The sequence below is a fragment of the Peribacillus muralis genome, from assembly GCF_001439925.1.
GTDB classification, from domain to species: Bacteria; Bacillota; Bacilli; order Bacillales; family DSM-1321; genus Peribacillus; species Peribacillus muralis.
This window is the reverse complement of record NZ_LMBV01000013.1, coordinates 1-22268: the sequence shown is the minus strand read 5'-3', so window position 1 is coordinate 22268 and position 22268 is coordinate 1. Positions and strand designations below refer to the sequence as shown.

Genomic DNA, 22268 nt, shown 5'->3' with positions numbered 1-22268 from the left:
TGAGATTATATGGGTTTATTATGGATTTATACGAAGGAGACCTTCCAATCTTATACGGTCAAGAGTGAGCATAACCGTCCTATCAAGATTGGACCAACAAAACAGGATGCGATCACCATCCATTCGATGTCTTTCCAACAGGGACCCATCGAACTGAGAAAACGGGAGGGGCTCGACGAATATGAGGTTTACGGAGGGGAAACGAAGCTTGGTGATATAAAGCCGTTACGGAGCTTCACCTTCCATAAAGGGGAAGATACGGTCGATATTTTTAATCTGGCAGGGGAATTGGAAGAAAGCCTTTATTATATCGGCAACTTGAAAGAAGTCACTGTATCGAACAAGACGGAAGCAACTTTCCGTAAGGAAGGATCTTTTTCGAGTGATGGCTTATCGATGCTTCTTCTTCAAGGGCAGTGGTTTCTGTTGCCCGATGAAACAAGCAAGGTTTTCCTCAACGGTGAAAGGGTGGCGGCAAAAGCACCCGTTCAAAACGGCGATCTCATTTTTTTGCCGAATATGACACTGAGGTTGATTGAAGGCGACTTATTGATGATTCATAGTGCCGAATCCTATGCAACATCCTTACCTAAAGTGAAGAAGCCGATTTCGGAAATGAAGAAAAGCTATCCGCAATATCGCCGGACTCCAAGGATGATCTATGAATTGCCGGACGAGAAAGTGAAGATCTCCTTTCCGAGCCAGGAATCGGAAGACAATAATAGAGGGCTATGGCTAATCCTGATGCCGCCATTGATGATGTTGATGGTCATGGGTGTCATCACAATCGTTCAGCCGCGGGGGATATTCATCATCATATCGATTGTGATGTTCACCACGACTTTAGTGACCTCGACGGCGCAATACATTAAAGACAAAAAGAAACAAAAATTCAGGGATGAAAAACGCCACCGTGTATACACTCGGTATCTAGAGCAAAAGCGGGAGGAACTGCAAGAGCTTTCTGAAAAGCAAAGAAATGTGCTGTTCTATCATTACCCTTCCTTCGAGAGGATGAAGCAGCTAACCGAAAGTATCAGTGACCGAATATGGGAGCGAACGTTGGAAAGTGAAGACGCACTGCACTTTAAGATCGGGACGGCGACAATACCGTCAAGCTATGAGGTCTCGGTTAACAGTAACGATATGTCCAATCGTGAAATTGATGATTTACTCGAACAGTCACAGGAACTTGTCGATGTTTACAAAAACCTGGAGGATCTTCCGTTATCCATTGATTTATCACATGGATCGATGGGGCTTGTCGGAAAGGAGTCGATCGTTAAACGGGAGCTGCAACAAATGATAGGGCAACTGGCCTTTTTTCATAGTTATCATGATGTCCGATTTGTGGCCATTTTTCCGGAAAACGATTATCGGGAATGGGAATGGATGAAATGGCTTCCCCATTTTCAACTGCCGCATGCCTATGCAAAAGGATTTATATACAATGAACAATCACGCGACCAGCTATTAACTTCGATTTATCGGCTTTTGAGGGAAAGAGATTTGGATGAGAACAAGGGGAAGGTTAGATTCACTCCTCATTTCGTCTTTATCGTCACGGATCGTCAGTTGATTGCTGAGCATGTCATATTGGAATACTTGGAAGGCAAAGCGGATGATTTGGGCATCTCGACGATTTTTGCTGCCGATGCTAAAGAAAGTTTGACGGAAAATGTCCATACACTCGTAAAGTATATAAACGATCGTCAAGGTGAAATTCTTATCCAGCAATCGAAGGCTGTCCATACTCCATTTACTCTCGATGTCCATGCTAAAGAAGGGAATGAGCGTTATGCACGTATGCTTCGCTCGCTAGATCATCAAAAGGGCATGAACAATTCAATCCCAGAAACGGTTTCCTTTCTGGAATTATTAAGGGCACGGGAAGTGGCGGAGCTGCCCATCAGCAAAAACTGGCTTACCAACCAGTCCTCCAAATCATTAGCGGTACCGATTGGTCTGAAAGGGAGAAATGATCGAGTTGAACTGAACTTACATGAAAAGGCGCATGGTCCGCACGGGTTGGTGGCTGGGACGACCGGGTCGGGGAAAAGTGAACTGCTGCAAACCTACATTCTTTCGTTAGCCGTTCATTATCATCCTCATGAAGTAGCCTTTTTGCTCATTGATTATAAAGGCGGGGGAATGGCACAGCCATTCAGGCAAATTCCGCATCTGCTCGGAGTCATTACGAATATTGAGGGTAGCAGGAACTTCAGTACAAGGGCCCTGGCCTCCATCAATAGTGAATTGAAAAAACGCCAGCGCCTGTTCGATCGGTATGAAGTCAATCATATCAACGACTACACCGATTTATACAAAGAAGGAAAAGCGGAAGAACCGCTGCCGCATTTATTTTTAATATCAGATGAGTTTGCCGAGCTTAAGAATGAGGAGCCCGATTTCATTCGTGAATTAGTCAGCACTGCCAGAATTGGCCGGAGCTTGGGTGTTCATTTAATTCTTGCCACGCAAAAGCCCGGCGGCGTCATAGATAACCAGATTTGGAGTAATGCCCGCTTCAAGATTTCCTTAAAGGTGCAGGACGCCAATGATAGTAAGGAAATTCTTAAAAATAGCGATGCAGCAAATATCACTGTCACAGGACGGGGATATTTGCAGGTAGGCAACAACGAGGTTTACGAACTGTTTCAGTCAGCTTGGAGCGGTGCACCTTATTTAGAGGATACAGCGGGGGCGGAGGATGAGGTGGCACTGGTCACGGACCTTGGCCTTGTTCAAATCTCAAGTGTTTCGGAACAGGCCGCTAATCAAAGGACGGAAAAGATCAGTGAAATTGAAGCCGTTGCAGACCATATCGTGAAGACACAGGCAGAAATGAAGATCGAGAAGCTTGCGAGTCCATGGCTTCCTCCCCTTCAAGCCCGCCTAACGAGAAGCAGTGAAAGAAGCGAAACGAGCAATCAATTCCATATCGGAATGAAGGATGAGCCTGAATTACAGAGCCAGACGAACTATAGCTATAACTGGATTGAGGATGGGAATATCGGGATATTCGGGTCTTCTGGATATGGAAAATCAACTTCGGTTTTGACACTGCTCTTTAGCTTTGCAGATCAATTCACTCCTGAAGAATTGCATTATTACTTGTTCGACTTTGGCAATAGCGCTTTGCTGCCATTGCGCCAGCTGCCTCATACAGGGGATTACTTCCGATTCGATGAGCTAAGGAAAATCGAAAAATTCATGCTATTCATGAAAGCGGAAATCGAAAGGCGCAAGCAGCTTTTTTCACATAAGGAGCTTAGTAACATCAAGCTTTATAACGCGTTAGCGGAGGAGAAATTGCCGATTATTTATATCACGGTCGACAACTTTGATTTAGTCAAGGATGAGATGCCAGACCAGGAAGCGCAATTGATCCAGTTTGCACGTGACGGACAATCACTGGGGATTTTCATGATCTTGACGGCAACTAGAATCAATGCGGTTCGCCAGCCATTAATGAATAGTCTTAAGACGAAGGTTGTTCACTATTTAATGGACAGTTCGGAGCAATATTCAGTTTTGGGCAGAACCCCTTATGAAAATGAACCGGTTCCAGGGAGAGCGCTGGTGAAAAAAGATCAAACCTATCTCGTGCAGATGTATTTACCAGCAGATGGAGCGGATGATATAGCCGTTTTGGCTGAAATGAAACAAGCTGTCGCTGAACATAAAGATACCTATCGGGTAACACCTAAGCCGCCGGCCATACCGATGTTGCCGAAGCACCTTGATGTCAGCTCTTTCAAGGATTACTGGTCACAGGCCATCAAGAAGGACTCCATACCAATCGGTCTCTCGGAGGAAAGCGTTACACCTGTTTGTGTGGAGCTGAATGTCGATCCATTCTTGCTTGTCCTTGGTCAGTCACGTAAAGGGAAAACGAATGTCCTTAAAGTGCTCCTGGATTCTTTGCTTACACAACGGACGGGCGAAATCGGTTTATTTGACGGAATCGACCGTGGATTATCCTCATATGCATCGACCGAAAAGGTACGATATGTGGAAACAAAAGATCAGATAACCGGTTGGCTAGATCATATTACGGAAATCTTTGAAGCGCGTGAACGGCATTATCTAGCGGCTTTGGAGATGAAACCGATGACGCAACCGGAATCCGAAGCGATTGTTTTTGTGATTGATAGTTTTTCGAGGTTTCAGCAGACGATCGATGGCAGGATACAGGATCGAATCGGTGGCATGATGAAGCAGTATGGTCATCTTGGGTTCAGACTGATTGTCGCTGGAAATGCTAATGATTTCACCAAGGGTTATGATTCATTGACAACTGAATTGAAGCAAGTCAGGCAGGCTATCTTGCTCCTTAAAAAATCCGACCAAAGCTTGTATACACTCTCTTATTCGAGAAAAGAAGAAGAAATTCAGCCGGGCTACGGATACTTTATACAAAATGGTCAGGAAAGTAAAATCCAAATCCCACTAAGTGAACAAAAGAGGAGAGTGCACGAGAGTGTCTGAAAAAATAAAACCGATGCTGTTAATCGGTAAAATACTTGTAATCATTGCGTTGCCAATCTTGTTTTTTTCTTATATTGGTCAAAATCCAATGAAAAAGCTGGAAACGGCATCCCGCGAGATCGCCATCGTCAACGAAGATAATGGCACCCAATTCAATGATAACCCGATCTACGTCGGTTCGGAACTTGTTACAACCTTGGACAAGGATTCCGAATATGAGTGGATCGTGGTTAACCGAAGCACGGCTGAAAGCGGGCTAGCCAGTGAAAAGTATGATGCGGTTATTTACTTCCCATCAGATTTTTCAAAGAATATTTATACGTTCGATGATGAACAGCCCATTAAGGCGGGGATTAAGTACAAGGTACAAACAAGTTTAAATGCAGAGAATATGGAAAAGGTACAAAAAGAATTAGAGAAGACAAAAAGCAAAATGAACAAGCATATTTCAACACAGTATTGGAGTTATGTTTCCCAATCTGTCGAGGACATCCGCAAGAAGTTCGATAATGTCCTTGAAAAGGAAATCGCGTTTCAAAATACGATGTATGAATTCTACACCCCTAGCTCTGAAAGTCTTGCTGGGAGTATCAAGCAGCATAAGGACATGCTTGAAGGCGTATTCGCCGAAACGAAGAATGCTGGGAAAACGAGTAATGAAACAATGGATGAAATGAGTCAGACAAAAGCCCAAATGGCTTCCTTCGTAAAGGATGTCGTGTCTTTTGAGGACTATCAAAAAAACCAAAGCAAACTATTTACGGATGCTTCTAACCAAAATCAGCAGCTCGTCAAGGATAGTGTCCAAACATATGACAAGGTGTTGAATGAGGGAAACGAACAGGTTCCAGAGATTCAGCAAGGGATGGCTACTAAGTACAGCCTGAATGACCAAGGCTTTAATGAAAATGTCGGGGTCGTGAAGGATAGGCTTGAAACCAGCAATGCTGAGTTGGATAACTTTGCAACAAGCATGAAAGGCAAACAAGTCGAACAAATTTCGAAAATTTCTCAAGATCAACAAAGTTCGATTGAACAATTCAAACAAACGGAAGAGCTTGATCTTGATAAGCTTCAGGCCGCCATGCTTGCGCAAAGAGCAAACCTAGCAAGCGGTTCTGGTGATGGGACGGATGTCACTGGAGGGGATGAGGCACAGATAGAGGAAATCGAGACCGAAACGGGTATCGGTGAATCGGCTGGTGCCCCTTCAAAGAAGGATCCAATCGATGAGCTCTCGCTACAGGCACTACTGGACCAATTAACTGGCATTCACACAGCTCTTGAAGCGTTGGTGCCAGCTGAGGGGAGTGAAGGAGCTGCTGAGCAAATCAATATTCTTACAGCACAACTTCAAGATGAAATAAATAATCTCAACGGAACGGTGAGCGGCAGAACCGAAAATTACAATCAAGTGATTACCGAGTTCAATACACTAGTAGATTCATATAATGAACTGCTGGCACAGCACACACAGCTTCAAGCTGATTATAATGAACTTGGCGCCAATTATAAAAATCTCGGTGACGAATGGGAAAAGTCACAGAAGGATATCGAAGAACTGCAGAACCTCCAAAACATGACCATCGACGAGGCCATTACGGAGATCAAGAGTTCCGAACAGGCACTCCTTGAAAAAGTGGGGGGAGAAAGGCGAGCGGTGTTAGTGGGGATTTTCAATCATGCTATCACGAACCGCAATTCAAAAGACCTTCTTGCCTATTATGGAGCACTTTCATCGTACGGAGAATTGGCTGAAAGAGTCACGGAAGCAAATGTAGATAAGGTATTTGCAGCTAATATAAAAGAATTGGAAAACTTGAAAAATGGAGTTTCCCCAAACGTAGATGAGGATGCGAAACTCGTTAAAGCCAGTTTAGCGGGAGTTAATGAGAACTTCGGGATGTTCTCGGACTCCATTCTAGGTTATATGAAGGAATATGATGCAAATGTAAAAGCGGGGCAGGAAGCCACATTAGCTGAAATGGCGGAAATTTCAGCACGTGCTCAAGAAGTATCTAGCAATCTGTCGGATCATATGGAGGTACCCGAAGTAGAACCCGAACCACCGGTGAACCTTGACGGTGATATGTTTATATCGCTACAAGATAATACCGCGACAACTGTCGGCTTCATTTCTGAACTCGTCAATTCCGTGGCCGAGCGTCAAGACACGGTTGCGAGGGATACCGCCGACCTGCAAGTGAAAGTGGGTTCCGTACAGGAAAGGGCCGATCAGCTTAATGATAATTGGTCAAAAAATGTAGACTCGACCGTTCAAATCAAGACGGACGTATATAGTGTCTTGAATAACACGCTAGTCGATGATCAGCAGAACGGGTATGTATACGAATACTTAGCGAATCCCGTTCAAATCAGCGGTGAAGTCCTTCATCAGGAAAAGGTGAATATCCCGCCGATCGTCATGTTGGTGATCATACTCATTTCCGGACTATTAATTGGTTTCTTCCTGCATCATTATGGAACACTTCCAATGATGGTTCATGCAGCATTGTTTACCTTGTTGAATCTGATCGTAGGGTTAATCATCAGCATATATGGTTTGAAGATATATCCGCTGGGAGATATGCAGGAGATTAAATGGACCGTTTTCACCGTCTTGCTTTTATTCTTCTGTTCAGCGTTTACAAGACTTGCCTTCTCGATTGGGCCGTTTGTCGGTGCTATCCTTGTGATTGGTTTGATCAGTTTCTTTACGATTCCATTATTGGATTTAATCATGCCTAATTTCAACGTCGATCACCCGGTGGCAGACGTTTACATGTCCATACAGTTCGGTGATCAGTCGGCATTCATTCCGGCTATCATCATCTTGTTGATACTGACGCTCATCGGATCGATCATTTCCTATATAGTGAAGCGTTTTACCGAAAGAAGAGAAATGGCCCATGAAGCGGAATAAATATGTATTCGTTATTTTGTTCATCTTGTTTTTTAGCCTTAGCCCCCATGGTCACGCCGAGGATCCGATGGTGGAGCCTAACGAATATCAAGAAAAGGATATTGATATTCAAACGGAGTACTTCCATGAGGAGGACTTGCTGGAGCAAAAGCAGAGACTGCCTGAAGAGCAAAAGGACCTTACCTTTGAACGAGGGAAATATGATGTCCTGGATTCAGTGAAGGACACCCTGTTTCTATCTCCGGTAGCAGGGAATGATAATACAATTGCTTCTAAAGCCGATCAGCTTGGATTATTTTCAGAAGTCAGCATTCGAACGAGAAGTGAAGAAGAAACAGAGCCTCTCTTTAATTTTGATCTGACGATTTTGCTTGGAGTTATTGTAGCGCTTTCGGTCGTATGTTTGTTTTTTATTCTGATCCCGAAAATGGGAAAGCTGAATGGAGACGCTAAGCGAAAATGAGAAAAAGGCTTTAGCCTGACTAAAAAGTACCCTACAGGAAGACACTTTGAAAAAAGTCTATCCTGCAGGGTACTTTTGTTTGTAAAATTTAAGAGGTTAATTGCATTTTGCGTGAAAACGAAGATAGGTTTTCCAATGCCTACAGTTTTGGAGAATTGTACTATGCCCGTTTCATTTCACTGCAGGCACTCGCTTTCCGCGGGCGGTCGGGGAGCCTCCTCGGCATTTAGCTTGTGGGGTCTCCCCATAACCGCATTTCCCTCAGGAGTCTCGCTGCCTTCCGTTTCATTCCACTCTGCGTGGAAACGATAATAGAACCTCCATAGCCTGTGGTTTGATGTAGCATTCAGCATTAGAACCGAACAAAAGCTAGCAATTCTGTTGGGTTTCGATTTCGATCGTTGCATTCCACTGTGCTTGGAACCCGAAGATGGAATTCAGATTACCCACAGTGCATTGGAGCTTAAATAAGTTTAAGGAGACAGTTGAACCTAAAAAAGATGCCGTCTCGTATAATTCAGACAGCATCTCCTTTTAGTTGTCTAGCGTTTTTGCTACAGGTCCATGATGGTTTTAAGAATCCCTAAAAGGAGGGCGAGTGCCAAGACCCAAATGAAGAATTTTTTATACATGTTCAATACCTCGGAAAGTCATTTGATTGGATTTCATTCATTTTAGCATAAACATAGGAAGAAAGGCAGAGGTCCATGCCACCACTAATGAGCGGAGAAAAAAAGGAAAGGATGCTCCGATGGACCGGAGCATCCTTATACCATATTATTTAAATAAGTCAGGGTAAACGGTTTTAGCAGCAAGTTCTACCGCTTCACCGATCCTTGGTCCGGGACGGGACATAACACTTTCATCTAGCAGATGGACGTCATCGTTTTTCACGGCATCGATATCTTCCCATCCTTTACGTGATGTTATTTCCTTGACGGCATCTTTTACATAGGTGGCAGTCGTAAGGATGGTTTCAGGGTTGCGCTTGACAATTTCTTCACCGGATATTTTAACCCAGCCCTTTTGGTCGTCAAAGACGTTTTTAATGCCAGCGGTTTCCAGGATTTCTTGTTGGAAGGTTTCGTCGCCTGCTGTATAGATTTCCGGAGCAGGACTAATTTCGAAATATGTTTGCTCTTGTTCATCCAGGGTTCCCACTTTTTCTTCGACACTGGCAATTTGGGATTTGATATCCTTCACCAATGCATCGCCATCATTGGTAACTCCCATCACTTTGGCAATCTGCTCAATATCCCCATATACGTCATCGAAGCTGGCTGCGGATTTAATGATGAATATCGGAATGCCAGCATCTTCAAGTGGCTTTAGCTTCGTTTCATCGCCAATCGTATAAGCGATGATGGCGTCTGGCTTCAGGGCAATGATTTTTTCTGCATTGATATTCACGGAATCTGAAACATGTTCTATTTTTTTGGCTTCCTCGGGATAATTATCGAAGTCCGTCACGCCAACGACTTTCTTCCCCTGTCCTAGGGCAAATAAAATTTCCGTATTGCTTGGCTGTAGTGAAACGACTTTTTCTGGTGCTTTATCGAATGTTATTTTCTTTCCAGTATCATCTGTAACTGTATAGGCCTTAGCCTCTTTCGCTTTGTCCGAACTTTTATCATCTTTTGCTGATTGATCCGTTACTCCGCATCCTGTAAGGAAAAGGGTAAGCATTAGCACGGAAATCCAGCTGAATTTTTGGGTGATTTTCATTATTTATTCCTCCGTCTATTTTTTCATCGGTTTAGTAGGATAAGATTTGCTGATAAAAGGTATTTCTTCGATGCATTGTTGCTTGTTGATGTAGACTGCCATCACGAATAAAACGTTTGCAAGCAAATGGGCGTAATCGAAAAGGATGCCTGGAACTTCCCTTTCCAGACTGATTTTGTGCAGAGCGCGGACGGACTTTTTGGCTTCGCTGCGGCAAGCATGCAGGACACAGGCTGCCGTTGACCCCTGGGGGAGAACAAATGTCTCGATTTGCTCTTTAACTTCTGCAACATACCGGTCATAAATCGAACTTAAATGATCCAAATCCTCGATGGTGATGGCTAGTTTTCCACGGACAGAGCCATTTAGATGGTAGGCCATGGGCAGTAGCTCCATTAAATCCCGATGAACGTCAGGAATATCCTTCGTCAGTGATGCGGCCATGCCGATTTGCGTCGTCAATGAGTCTGTTCGTATTTCAAAATCAACTGTGGAAACCGATTCGCGCATGTATGGGTAGCAAATAAAACGAAGGTCTTTCTGTGCCATAACTTTTCCTCCTTTATGTGGTTTGGTGAATGAATTTCGTATCGCTTTTCGCATCAAAACAAAAAGCCGACCAAGAGGTTTGGTCGGCATCGAGCATCCATGTATCCCTAATAGAAAAAAAGATGGAAGACTGCCGTACAATCTCCTATCTTCCGAAGAGCATGATACGATAAAAAAAGGCAGGTCTCCTGGCTTGTGCGTCATTTTACTCTAAGAACCTTCCCATTTGAGCTATAAGATGGAATTTAATGTTTTATCCATCGTCAAATAGTGGTAATCATCTTATTTCATTAGCACTTACAGTTGCGGAAACAGCTTCGGTTTTGAACCGAATTCCCTATTAGGCTGGCAAGGCAGCACCCTTTTCTGCAAGGTTCATATTCACTTAGGAATAGTTTACCATATCTTTTTCCTTAAGCTGCAATAATATTTTTAGAGAAATTCGTTTATGGTTTACGGATTATCTAGTAAACTTACAATGTGAGGGTTAATTGGATGTTACTGTAAGTTAAACTTGGATGTGGACATGAAATAATTGTGATAGATTTCCCGGGAGGTAGAGAATGATTTATAAGCAGGCAAATCAAAAACTGGAGCAGGTTCTAGGGAATATTGAAAAGGTGATTATCGGAAAACGGAATATTGCAGAACTGAGCATCGTTGCACTTCTTTCCGGTGGACATGTTTTATTGGAGGATGTTCCGGGAGTAGGAAAAACAGTCATGGTCCGGGCACTGGCAAAATCGATAGGTGCAAGCTTTAAGCGTATACAATTCACGCCTGATTTACTGCCTTCTGATGTAACCGGTGTTTCGATTTTTAACCCAAAGGAACAAGCGTTCATTTTTCGGCCAGGGCCAATAATGGGCCATATTATTTTGGCAGATGAAATTAACCGGACCTCTCCGAAGACGCAGTCTGCCTTGCTTGAAGCGATGGAAGAGGCAAGCGTGACCATCGATGGTGTCACAAGGGGATTGGAGAAGCCCTTTTTTGTCATGGCGACGCAAAACCCCATCGAGTACGAGGGAACATACCCGCTTCCAGAAGCTCAATTGGATCGATTCCTTTTAAAAATGAAAATGGGCTATCCGAGTGCTGCCGAAGAAATCGAGGTCCTGCAAAGAGCTCAATACATGGCTCCGCTTGAAGAACTGGAATCAGTCATCACCTTGGAAGAATTGAAAGCTTTGCAGGCAGAGGCTAAAACGGTGATAGTGGACGACACGATAAAAGGCTACATTGTTGAACTGGCTAATCAAACCAGGAGACATCAGGCGGTCTATCTAGGGGTGAGCCCGCGTGGATCGATTGCCTTGATGAAGGCAGCCCAAGCGTATGCACTGCTCCAGGGCAGGGATTATGTCCTGCCGGATGATGTTCAATATTTAGCTCCGTTCGTGTTCTCCCACCGCCTGATTTTAAGTCCAGAAGCGAATTATGATGGCTTTGATGCTGAAATGGTCATTCATGAATTGGTCGCGAAGACTCACGTGCCTGTGAAGCGGGCTCTGACATAATGCGCCGTTTCATTCATCTTCTAAAGAAAAATATGAATGCGGTCGGACTGGTAATTCTTATGGCCATTTCCTTTTGCTTTGCGATGTTTCAAGGCGGTTTTGTCAGTTGGTTCATTTTTTATTCGTTTTTGCCTTTCGCCGCGTACGCCGCGATTTTGCTGTTTTATCCTCTTCACGCCATTACGGTTGAAAGAAAGGTGAGTAAAAGAGAATGCCAGGCAGGTGAATCCGTTGAAATAGATCTGACGTTCACCCGTAAAAACCGGCTGCCCCTTTTATTTCTGGTGATGGAGGAGAAGTTGCCAAGGGAATTGGAAGATAGGGAAATTCATAGGAAAGTTGTGATCTTCCCTGGATTCAGGCGTACCATCAGTATGTCTTATGTTTTGGAAAACCTGCCCCGTGGTGACCATAGGTTTCAATCGATTAGCTTTTGGATAGGTGATTTTTTTGGACTCGTTGAAAAGAAAGCAATATTTGATTCTCCATTGAAAATAACCGTTTTCCCCCCATATCAGGAGCTTACTTCCCTATATCTTGATCGATTGTTCAATCAGGGACAAGCAGGCTCGACAAAGAAAACACAGCGGGAACATTCGGTGGTAGCTGGGGTAAGGGCATATCAGCCAGGTGATCAGCTGTCATGGATTAACTGGAAGGCGACGGCTAGAACGAGTGAGATCATGACGAAGGAATTCGAAGTGCAAAAAAATCGGGATGTATGGATCATCTTGGATAATCAGCCATCGATATTTTTTGAGCAAACCATAACCGTGGCGGCTTCCTTTGTACACAGCATGATAAAAAAAGGCATGAAGGTTGGGTATGCGAGTACCGGTTCGGGTCTAATCCTTCCTGTCGGGGCAGGAAGGGTTCATAGACGGAAGATTTTTACCCGTCTTGCCAAAGAAGGACCGAGTGCCAAAAACGCATTAGCCGAGAATGGAAGAATGGGAAATTTGCCGGCAAACGCTGCCGTGATTTTCATCGTATCCGAAATAACCCGGGAAAAGGTGGACACATTGCATACTTTCCGTGCTAATCAGGGAGTAACGATTTTATGTATGAAGAATCAGGCAAATCTATCGGATGAGGAAAAAAGGGCAAAATCTACAGCTATAACAAAGGGTATCAAGGTTAGCTTTATTGAACAGGGGCAACTGCAATTCAGTAGAACGGAGGCGATGGCAAAATGACTGCCACTTCCGAAAGGCTGCAAAGGTTCATGCATATCATCCTGTATGTTTTTGGACTGATTTTGCTTACTGAGTGGCTAAGGCCTGTCGATAAACTTACGGATACAGGTAATATTTATATTTTTGTCTTATTTTTAATTTTTTCATTGCTGCTGCATTATTTCCTGATTCATTGGTCAATCCGTTTAATCCTCATCACCGCTTATATCATGTTGTCCTTACAGCTCCTTTATTCAGATAATGCATTGTCATGGATGAAAGGTTTTCTAATGGATTTCACGGCTAATTTTTGGGTTATATACGATGGGAATTGGGAGTTGATCACAAACCCGTTTCGAACGTTGCTATTTTTTGTGCTTCTTTGGCTAGTAACGTATTTGATTCATTACTGGGTGATGGTGAGGCAAAGCATTTTGTTCTTTTTCATTTTAACGGTGATTTTTGTATCAGTCCTTGATACATTCACTCCCTACGCGGGGAACATGGCAATGATAAGGATCATCATGATTGGATTTTTGATGCTCGGGCTGCTGTCCCTGCTGCGTCTGATGATACAGGAGCAAATTGCATGGTCGGCGGCATCCATCAAAAAGTTTGGCTTGGTGCTGTTTGGAATGATAGTGGTAAGTACTCTCGTTGGCTTCATGGGCCCAAAGCTCTCTCCTCAGTGGCCAGACCCAGTTCCTTATATCACATCTTATTCAGTTAGGGCGATGCAAGAAGATGATGGTTCAAGGGACAAAAGCGTCGGATACGATGAAGATGATTCGAATCTCGGTGGTTCGATAGAGCCGGATAACACTGTCGTTTTTTTAAACACTGCACCTGAGGGGCATTACTGGAAAGTGGAAAACAAAGATGTGTATACAGGAAAGGGGTGGGTTTCCATTGAGGAGCCAGAGGTTGCCTCTTTTTCTATCGGCCAGGATTTGGGTGAATTAGATATTTTCCAAGTTCCTGAAGTGGTGAAAACGAAGGAAATGACAGCGAAAGTGTCCATGAAAGAAATGTATCCACATATCCTGCATCCTCAATCCGGGTATTTAAAAAAGATTGAAGGCAATACCGACACGAAAATGGATTTTATATATTATCTAGGTATGGACAAAATCATTACCGAATATCAAAATGGCGAACCTCAGTTAATGGAAGATTATGAGTTGACCTATGACATGCCGAGTTTTGATATAGCTGAGCTAAGGAAGGTCACGGAAGCCGATGTGTCGATGGATCTGTTAATGGAAAACAATACACAGCTTCCAGAGGGTTTGTCTAACCGGGTCTATGAATTGGCATCTCAGCTTACGAGAGATGAAACGAATTGGTACGATAAGGCAAAGGTCATTGAGAATTATTTTGATCGTCCTGAATTCATTTATTCCAAAGATGATATTCCCTATCCAGATACGAGTCAGGATTATGTCGATCAATTTTTATTCGAGACAAAGATAGGGTATTGCGATAATTATTCAACATCAATGGTCGTTTTACTTCGTGCCGCGAATATACCTGCCAGATGGGTAAAAGGGTACACCGAAGGGGAGAAAACGATTTTTCAAGGTGAATCCGTTTATAAGGTCACCAATAATAATGCACATTCCTGGGTCGAGGTTTATTTCTCGGGGATAGGCTGGGTGCCGTTCGAACCAACAAAGGGATTCAATGGGGAAGTCGAATTTTATGACTCGGAATTGAAACAGGAAGAAATTAAAAAGAGTGAGGAAGCTCCCGCTAATGCAGAACAAATAAAAAAAGAGGCCAGGGAACGCCGGGATACACCTGACCAGGAAGCCAGCTCGATCGGGGAAGCTGGAGAACAAAGGCTGGCAGGGCAGTGGAAATGGATAGCCATCACCCTTATGAGTGTCTTGATTGTCACGTCGATCAGCTATTTCTCCAGAAGGAAATGGTTGCCCCATTTTCACATCTTTATGTTTAGGCGTAAATCCGGCCTTCATTTCACGTCTGCCTATCTCGTATTATTAAAACAATTAAAACGGGCTCGGTTAAATCGGCCAAATGGGCAAACTTTAAGGGAGTACGCAGCTTATGTCGATGCAGTATACGGTACTAATGAGATGAGCGAATTGACGGTTATATACGAATTAATGATATATCGTGGAGACGTTGAAGATGGCGAATGGGAGCACTTTCAAAGGGTCTGGGAAGGCTTGATGAAAAAAACTAGCTCTTGACCAGGTTTTTATTATATTGATACAATAACAAAAACTAACTTAAACTAATATATCCTTCATATATCCTCGATAATATGGATCGAAAGTTTCTACCGAATCACCGTAAATGATTTGACTATGAAGGCGGATTTTAACAGGAAAGCTGAAAATCTGCCTTCGTCTGTACTTTTTGTGTATTTTTGAGGGTGGATTTTTAGTTTTTCTTTTTTTATGATAATATTTTTTATACGAAAGTATCACTCGATTTTACGGGTGAATTACATTAATAGAGGTGACGTTTGTGCCGGGGAAAACAGAATTGCAAAAGAACCAGGAAATGATCGTAGTACTAGATTTCGGAAGCCAATATAATCAATTGATCACTCGTCGTATCCGTGAATTCGGTGTGTACAGTGAGCTTCATCCTCATACAATCACGGTAGAAGAAATCGAGAAAATGAATCCTACCGGAATTATTTTCTCAGGAGGCCCTAACAGTGTGTATGATGCTGCGGCATTTGGCTGCGATGAGCGCATTTTTGAAATGGGTCTGCCGATTTTCGGCATTTGTTATGGCATGCAGCTTATGACAAAACATTTTGGCGGAAAAGTGGAACCAGCGAAAAACCGTGAATACGGAAAAGCCACTCTTGCCATTCAAAATGAATCTAAGCTATTCAGTGACCTGCCGCAAGAGCAAATCGTCTGGATGAGCCATGGCGATTTAGTGGTGGAGGCACCTGAAGGCTTTACCGTTGATGGGACGAACCCATCATGCCCGATTTCGGCAATGAGTGACGAGTCACGTAAATTGTATGCCGTGCAATTCCATCCGGAGGTCCGCCATTCGGTTTACGGAAATGACATTTTGAAAAATTTCGTATTCGGCGTTTGCGGTTGCAAAGGCGACTGGTCCATGGAGAACTTCATTGAAATCGAGATGGAGAAAATCCGTCAAACGGTCGGAGATAAAAAGGTGTTATGTGCACTAAGCGGCGGGGTCGATTCTTCCGTTGTAGCTGTATTGATTCATAAAGCGATTGGCGATCAGTTAACCTGTATTTTCGTTGATCATGGATTACTTCGTAAAGGTGAAGCTGAAGGAGTAATGAAAACATTCAGTGAAGGCTTTAATATGAACGTAATCAAGGTAGATGCATCCGAGCGTTTCCTATCGAAACTAGCAGGCGTATCCGATCCGGAGCAAAAACGGAAAATTATCGGTAACGAATTCATCTACGTATTCGATGACGAAGCTACGAAGCTTGAAGGTATCGATTTCCTAGCACAAGGAACGCTTTACACAGATATCATTGAAAGTGGTACGGCCACTGCACAAACCATCAAATCGCATCATAATGTCGGCGGTCTGCCGGAAGATATGCAATTTAAATTGATCGAACCTTTGAATACGCTATTCAAGGATGAAGTGCGTGCACTTGGTAGTGAAATGGGCATTCCAGATGAAATCGTTTGGCGCCAACCATTCCCAGGTCCAGGTTTAGGTATTCGTGTATTGGGTGAAATCTCCGATGAAAAACTTGAAATCGTTCGTGAATCTGACCATATCCTCCGTGAAGAAATTAAAAAGAATGGCTTGGAACGTGAAATCTGGCAGTATTTCACGGTACTACCTAACATCCGCAGTGTTGGGGTCATGGGCGATGCCCGTACGTACGATTACACGATCGGCATTCGTGCGGTTACATCCATTGACGGAATGACTTCGGATTGGGCACGTATTCCGTGGGATGTACTTGAAATCATCTCAACAAGAATCGTTAATGAAGTTAATCATGTAAATCGCGTCGTGTATGACATTACGTCCAAGCCACCTGCAACGATCGAGTGGGAATAGAAGAAGCAAGTAATCAGTGAAGGGTGACCTTCACTGATTTTTTTTTTTGAAATAACGAAACAGTAAGTGATGTGGTTTGGTTTTGCGTATGTTGGTGAACGTATACCCATAATTAGTAAGGAATTTAAGCTGAAACGCGAACATTTCCTGAAATTACATAAAAAATATTCGTAAGATGTATTGACGATTATTTTGGTGACTGGTACACTATACCTATATTAATAAAAAAACATAATTGTCGTATAATATTGGGGATATGGCCCAAAAGTTTCTACCAAGCTGCCGTTAACGGCTTGACTACGATGTGAATAAATTGGCCAAAAGGCTAATCCTTTACATAACAGTAGTCAAGTCCCGTTCGGAAGCGAATCGGGCTTTTTGTCTTTCGGTTTACGATTTTATGATAGGGGAGACTCATAATGAAGAATTATTTTCGTTTTAATGAATTGGGAACGAATTATCGCCGTGAGATACTTGGCGGTCTAACGACGTTTCTTGCTATGGCATATATCTTGGTTGTTAATCCTGTTATTCTAACTTTACAGAGCATAGAGGACGTACCCGATGAATTGAGAATGGACTACGGTGCAGTTTTTGCTGCTACAGCTCTAGCTGCAGCAATTGGTTCAATATTGATGGGACTCATCGCCAGGTATCCTATTTCGCTTGCGCCAGGGATGGGTTTGAATGCTTTCTTTGCTTTTACCGTTGTGCTTGGTTTTCGAATTCCTTGGCAGACGGCTTTAACTGGTGTTTTGATATCAGGGATCATTTTCGTTTTACTCTCCTTATCAGGAATACGTGAGAAAATTATCAATGCAATACCGGTTGAGCTGAAATATGCAGTTGGAGCGGGTATCGGTTTATTCATTACGTTCGTAGGGTTCCAAAACTCAGGTATCATTACGAATGATGACAGTGTGCTTGTAGGTTTAGGTGATTTAACGTCAGGAAATACTTTATTGGCAGTCTTCGGAATTGTCGTTACCGTGATTTTGATGACAAAGGGCGTCAAAAGTGGCGTGTTCATAGGAATGGTCATTACGGCCATCGCGGGAATGATCTTTGGCCAAGTACCTGTGCCTGAGAAAATTGTCGGACCTGTCCCGAGTTTAGCCCCTACATTCGGAGTTGCATTCGATGCCTTCGGAAACCCGGGTGATCTCTTCACTGGACAAATGTTAATCGTAATATTGACCTTCTTGTTCGTTGCTTTCTTCGACACTGCGGGTACGTTAGTGGCTGTAGCGCAACAAGCAGGCTTGATGAAAGATAATGTTCTTCCTAGGGTGGGAAAAGGATTGCTAGCAGATTCATTATCCATCGTTTCAGGTGCAATTCTTGGTACATCAACAACTACATCTTATGTTGAGTCAACATCAGGTGTGGCAGCCGGAGCTCGAAGCGGATTTGCGGCTGTGGTGACAGGGCTGCTGTTCATCCTATCCCTTTTCTTCTTCCCGCTTCTTTCAGTCGTAACATCGGCTGTTACAGCTCCAGCATTGGTCATAGTCGGAGTGCTTATGGCATCTTCGCTTAAGAATATTGATTGGCACAAATTCGAAGTTGCCGTACCAGCCTTCTTTACGGTTATCATGATGCCTATGACTTATTCCATTGCCACGGGGATCGCTTGTGGATTCATCTTCTATCCGATCACGATGTCGATGAAGGGAAGAGCTAAAGAGGTTCATCCAATCATGTGGGGCCTTGGAGTCGTCTTCCTTCTATATTTTATTTTCTTGAAGTAATGATAAGCATTGTTAAGAAGAGCCCTGTTTTAGGGGCTCTTCTTTCTGTTGTAAGAGAAAGGATATATCGTGTATAGTAAAGGGACAAAATACTAAGTACTTTATCCTGAGGGCATAAGGATGACTTTGTGAAAAAATGAGGGAGAAAAATGAGCGGTTTTATCGTCGAAAAGGTATTGAACAATAACGTGGTGATTGCCACGCATCCGTCATATGGTGAAGTGGTTTCCATTGGAAAGGGCATAGGCTTCAACCGGAAGAAAGGCGAGGAGTTAAGTCCACAACTTTTTGATAAAACATTTGTTCTAAAAGATATGAAGGAACAGGAAAGTTACAAAAAACTTTTGCCGGAGATCGACCAGAATCTTCAAGCTGCCATAATAGAATCCATTCATCTTATTAGTAATCGAGTGTCAGGTAAACTCAATGAACATATACATGTCGGATTAACTGATCATCTATTGTTCGCCCTTCAGCGTGTTTCACAAGGAATGACTATAAAAAACCCATTTTTGAAAGAAACGATAACCCTCTATCCTTTTGAACATGATATCGCAGTCGATGTTATCGATTTAATTCAAGACAAGACAGGCATCGGCCTGCCGCAAGGGGAAATCGGTTTCATAACGCTTCATATTCATAGTGCAATAACCAATAAGGATTTATCGGAAGTCAATCAGCATTCGCAGTTAATCTATCATCTCATCCAAGTGGTCGAAGAGCAGCTCGGCATACAAATAAATAAGGACAGCATCGATTATTCCCGTTTGGTCCGTCATTTAAGATTCATGATAGATAGGGTCCTGTCCGGGGAAACAGTAGATGAACCAGAAAAAATCGCTTTGCTATTGAAAGAAGAATATCCTTTGTGCTACAATATCTCATGGAAGCTAATAAAAATTATGCAAAGGAATTTAGGCAAGCCGGTATGTGATGCGGAAGCTGTCTACTTAACGATGCATATCCAACGATTACAAAAGAAAATTAGATAAAAAACATTTCTTACGTGTAACTGATTCGATCAGGCATAAGTGAGGAGAATGATTGTCATGAAAGAGGGTAGTATATACCTGATTCCATTTCAATACTCTCTTTGCTTATGCCTTTTTTGTATTATAAATCTGTTGCGTGGGAAGATGCATTCAATCACCATATGTAACCGTTTTTATTAGTCTGAAAATTATTAAAGAGGAGGAAAATATATGTTTAAGAAGTTGTTTGGTGTGTTGCAAAAGATCGGTAAAGCTTTGATGCTTCCTGTAGCCATTTTACCAGCGGCTGGAATCTTGCTTGCGTTTGGTAATGCATTGCAAAATGAGACTTTGTTGGATATCGCCCCGTTTTTAGCGAGTGGCGGAGTTGAAATGGTCGCATCCGTCATGGAGAATGCCGGGAATATTATATTTGGCAATCTTCCCTTGCTGTTTGCCGTTGGGGTCGCGATTGGTTTAGCTGGTGGGGAAGGCGTTGCCGGACTTGCTGCAATTATCGGATTTTTGATCATGAATGTAACGATGGGCACAGTTCTTGGAATTGATGCCGTTGACATTAAGAACAATGGTGCGATGTATACGAATGTTCTTGGTATCCCAACGTTGGGAACAGGTGTCTTCGGAGGTATTATTGTCGGTGTCATGGCTGCTTTTATGTATAATAAATTTTATGAAATTGAACTTCCTTCTTATTTAGGATTCTTTGCGGGTAAACGGTTTGTACCGATTGCAACAGCTGTAAGTGCAGTTGTTCTTGGGTTGTTGATGATTTTGATTTGGCCGACGATACAGTCTGGTCTAAATGCCTTCTCTGAAAATATGTTAGGTGCCAACTTAACGCTTGGAGCATTTATATTCGGGGTAGTGGAACGTGCTTTAATCCCGTTTGGCTTGCATCATATCTTCTATTCTCCGTTTTGGTATGAATTTGGCAGCTATGTCAATTCAGCTGGAGTAGAGGTTAAAGGTGATCAACGTATTTTCATGGAACAAATTAAAGATGGTGTACAGAATCTAACGGCAGGTACCTTCATGACTGGTAAATATCCATTCATGATGTTCGGTTTACCGGCTGCGGCTTTAGCCATTTACCACGAGGCTAGAACGGAACGAAAGAAAATCGTCGGTGGTTTGATGGCTTCTGCCGCGCTTACGTCGTTCTTGACTGGGATTACAGAACCACTTGAGTTTGCATTCTTATTCGTTGCACCTGTACTTTTCGGGATCCACTGTGTGTTTGCAGGTTTATCTTTCATGACGATGCATTTACTTGATGTTAAGATCGGGATGACCTTCTCTGGTGGTCTAATCGACTACGTTTTGTTCGGTTTGATTAATCCGCAAACGAATGCGTGGATTGTCATTCCAGTCGGTTTAGTCTTTGCTCTTATTTACTACTTCGGATTCAGATTTGCCATTCGGAAGTTCAACTTGAAAACGCCAGGCCGTGAAGTAGAAGAAGATGAAGACGCTGAATCTACTGGAACTGCAAGTACAGCAGGAAGCCTCCCTGGAGATATTCTTGATGCAATGGGCGGTAAAGAAAATATCTCTCATTTAGATGCTTGTATCACCCGTCTTCGCGTATCTGTAAATGATATCGGAAGCGTCGATAAAAATAGGTTGAAGAAACTAGGAGCTGCTGGGGTTCTTGAAGTGGGCAACAATATCCAGGCTATTTTCGGACCTCGTTCGGAAACGATCAAGGGGCAAATGAAAGATATCATGGATGGGAAAAAACCTCGTAAGGTTGAAGCGTCTCCTGAAAAGGGTGTCGAAAATCAAATCGAGGATATCGTTCCTGCACCTTTACGCACGGAAGGAGTATCCGAGCGCTTCGTTTCACCAATTAAAGGGGAATTGAAATCGATTACGGAAGTGCCTGATGCAGTCTTTGCCGAAAAAATGATGGGTGATGGGTTTGCCATCTTACCGCTCGAAGGATTGGTCGTTTCTCCAGTAGACGGTACGATTGTTAATCTGTTCCCAACAAAACATGCAATAGGCATTGTCTCGGAAGCTGGACGTGAGATTTTAATCCATGTCGGGATTGATACAGTTAAGCTAGAAGGCAAAGGCTTCGAAGCGCTTGTAGCTCAAGGTGATAAAGTGACAAGCGGACAACCGTTGCTTAAGGTTGATTTAGAATATGTTAAAAACAATGCGGCATCTATCATTACGCCGATCGTCTTTACTAATCTTTCCGAGGGAGAGAGTGTAAAGATTGAAAAGAACGGAAATGTAGATAGGGAAGAAGCGGACGTTATTTCCATCAATTAATAATATTATAAAAAGGAGGGCAGCTCTCGTGAGCTGCCCTCCTTTTTATATTGGGTTCGATTTCTCAGAATGATGCCTTATAATAGAAGAAGACGGCATTTTTGAAAAAAAAACGAAAAAAATCAAATTTTAAATTGACTTGTCTTAGGCCAGGTGATAGTATATTAAATACACCGCTTGAGACATTAATTGCAAACAAGAACTTAATGAAACTTGTTGTTGACATGTTATGATGATGGTGCTATAATAATAAAGTTGCTAAAGTAGCGACATAAAGATTGCTCTTTGAAAACTGAACAAAACAAAGCGCCAACGTTAAATTTTAAGTGAGCACACACTATTAAAA

General features: G+C 42.9%; 12 protein-coding genes and 3 riboswitches. Of the genes, 10 read left to right on the top strand and 2 right to left on the bottom strand.

All coding sequences use genetic code 11. The features are described from left to right. Nucleotides 1-9: 9 nt before the first annotated feature. Genes essC through essA form a run of 3 tightly spaced genes read left to right on the top strand, consistent with a single transcriptional unit; the run spans nt 10 to nt 7877 of the window. Entirely contained in the window at nt 10-4491 is a 4482-nt protein-coding gene (gene essC, locus ASU00_RS15735) for a type VII secretion protein EssC (RefSeq protein ID WP_057914430.1), read from the top strand. Next, nucleotides 4484-7414 carry a type VII secretion protein EsaA gene (gene esaA / locus ASU00_RS15730; RefSeq protein WP_057914429.1) on the top strand — a complete coding sequence of 977 codons (2931 nt, stop codon included), beginning with the start codon at nt 4484-4486 and terminating at the stop codon, nt 7412-7414. The genes essC and esaA overlap by 8 nt, the downstream gene beginning before the upstream one ends. Further along, nucleotides 7401-7877: a type VII secretion protein EssA gene (essA, locus tag ASU00_RS15725; protein WP_057914428.1), complete on the top strand. Its 477-nt coding sequence runs from the start codon at nt 7401-7403 to the stop codon at nt 7875-7877. Before esaA ends, essA begins: the two co-directional genes overlap by 14 nt. A gap of 777 nt (nt 7878-8654) precedes the next feature. On the opposite strand, the gene ASU00_RS15720 is transcribed toward essA, so the two are convergent. Next, on the bottom strand, nt 8655-9602 hold the full coding sequence (locus tag ASU00_RS15720; protein WP_057914427.1) for an ABC transporter substrate-binding protein: 948 nt from the start codon (nt 9600-9602) through the stop codon (nt 8655-8657). 15 nt (nt 9603-9617) lie between these two features. Next, nucleotides 9618-10151, bottom strand: a complete 534-nt coding sequence (locus ASU00_RS15715) for an ATP:cob(I)alamin adenosyltransferase (RefSeq protein WP_057914426.1) — start codon at nt 10149-10151, stop codon at nt 9618-9620. A gap of 161 nt (nt 10152-10312) precedes the next feature. Beyond that, a riboswitch (cobalamin riboswitch) is annotated at nt 10313-10530 on the bottom strand. Nucleotides 10531-10714: 184 nt separating this feature from the next. Here ASU00_RS15715 and ASU00_RS15710 point away from each other — a divergent pair. The 7 genes from ASU00_RS15710 to ptsG all read left to right on the top strand — a co-directional run bounded on the left by ASU00_RS15710 (nt 10715) and on the right by ptsG (nt 21922). Next, nucleotides 10715-11671 carry an AAA family ATPase gene (locus tag ASU00_RS15710; protein ID WP_057914425.1) on the top strand — a complete coding sequence of 319 codons (957 nt, stop codon included), beginning with the start codon at nt 10715-10717 and terminating at the stop codon, nt 11669-11671. Then, nucleotides 11671-12867 (top strand): DUF58 domain-containing protein, encoded by a 1197-nt coding sequence (locus ASU00_RS15705; RefSeq protein WP_057914424.1) that lies wholly within the window; start codon nt 11671-11673, stop codon nt 12865-12867. Before ASU00_RS15710 ends, ASU00_RS15705 begins: the two co-directional genes overlap by 1 nt. Beyond that, nucleotides 12864-15062 (top strand): DUF4129 domain-containing transglutaminase family protein, encoded by a 2199-nt coding sequence (locus ASU00_RS15700; RefSeq protein WP_057914423.1) that lies wholly within the window; start codon nt 12864-12866, stop codon nt 15060-15062. The genes ASU00_RS15705 and ASU00_RS15700 overlap by 4 nt, the downstream gene beginning before the upstream one ends. A gap of 36 nt (nt 15063-15098) precedes the next feature. Next, a riboswitch (purine riboswitch) is annotated at nt 15099-15200 on the top strand. Nucleotides 15201-15378: 178 nt separating this feature from the next. Continuing rightward, nucleotides 15379-16899 (top strand): glutamine-hydrolyzing GMP synthase, encoded by a 1521-nt coding sequence (gene guaA / locus ASU00_RS15695; protein ID WP_201786304.1) that lies wholly within the window; start codon nt 15379-15381, stop codon nt 16897-16899. Between the two features lie 218 nt (nt 16900-17117). After that, nucleotides 17118-17219: riboswitch (purine riboswitch) on the top strand. Between the two features lie 99 nt (nt 17220-17318). Then, nucleotides 17319-18650, top strand: coding sequence for an NCS2 family permease (locus tag ASU00_RS15690; RefSeq protein WP_057914421.1), 1332 nt, complete (start codon nt 17319-17321; stop codon nt 18648-18650). A 149-nt stretch (nt 18651-18799) separates the two neighbouring features. Next, the gene (gene glcT / locus ASU00_RS15685) at nt 18800-19642 is read left to right on the top strand and encodes a glucose PTS transporter transcription antiterminator GlcT (RefSeq protein WP_057914420.1); all 843 of its coding nucleotides are present in this window, start codon (nt 18800-18802) and stop codon (nt 19640-19642) included. 210 nt (nt 19643-19852) lie between these two features. After that, nucleotides 19853-21922, top strand: coding sequence for a glucose-specific PTS transporter subunit IIBC (gene ptsG, locus ASU00_RS15680; RefSeq protein WP_057914419.1), 2070 nt, complete (start codon nt 19853-19855; stop codon nt 21920-21922). Nucleotides 21923-22268 lie beyond the last annotated feature (346 nt).

Bases quoted from the DNA above. Each gene is read 5' to 3' on its own strand.
- ptsG (WP_057914419.1), top strand. From the start codon at position 19,853: ATGTTTAAGAAGTTGTTTGGTGTGTTGCAAAAGATCGGTAAAGCTTTG.
- essC (WP_057914430.1), top strand. From the start codon at position 10: ATGGGTTTATTATGGATTTATACGAAGGAGACCTTCCAATCTTATACG.
- guaA (WP_201786304.1), top strand. From the start codon at position 15,379: ATGATCGTAGTACTAGATTTCGGAAGCCAATATAATCAATTGATCACT.
- ASU00_RS15720 (WP_057914427.1), bottom strand. From the start codon at position 9,602: ATGAAAATCACCCAAAAATTCAGCTGGATTTCCGTGCTAATGCTTACC.
- ASU00_RS15705 (WP_057914424.1), top strand. From the start codon at position 11,671: ATGCGCCGTTTCATTCATCTTCTAAAGAAAAATATGAATGCGGTCGGA.
- ASU00_RS15690 (WP_057914421.1), top strand. From the start codon at position 17,319: ATGAAGAATTATTTTCGTTTTAATGAATTGGGAACGAATTATCGCCGT.
- ASU00_RS15710 (WP_057914425.1), top strand. From the start codon at position 10,715: ATGATTTATAAGCAGGCAAATCAAAAACTGGAGCAGGTTCTAGGGAAT.
- essA (WP_057914428.1), top strand. From the start codon at position 7,401: ATGAAGCGGAATAAATATGTATTCGTTATTTTGTTCATCTTGTTTTTT.
- ASU00_RS15715 (WP_057914426.1), bottom strand. From the start codon at position 10,151: ATGGCACAGAAAGACCTTCGTTTTATTTGCTACCCATACATGCGCGAA.
- glcT (WP_057914420.1), top strand. From the start codon at position 18,800: ATGAGCGGTTTTATCGTCGAAAAGGTATTGAACAATAACGTGGTGATT.
- ASU00_RS15700 (WP_057914423.1), top strand. From the start codon at position 12,864: ATGACTGCCACTTCCGAAAGGCTGCAAAGGTTCATGCATATCATCCTG.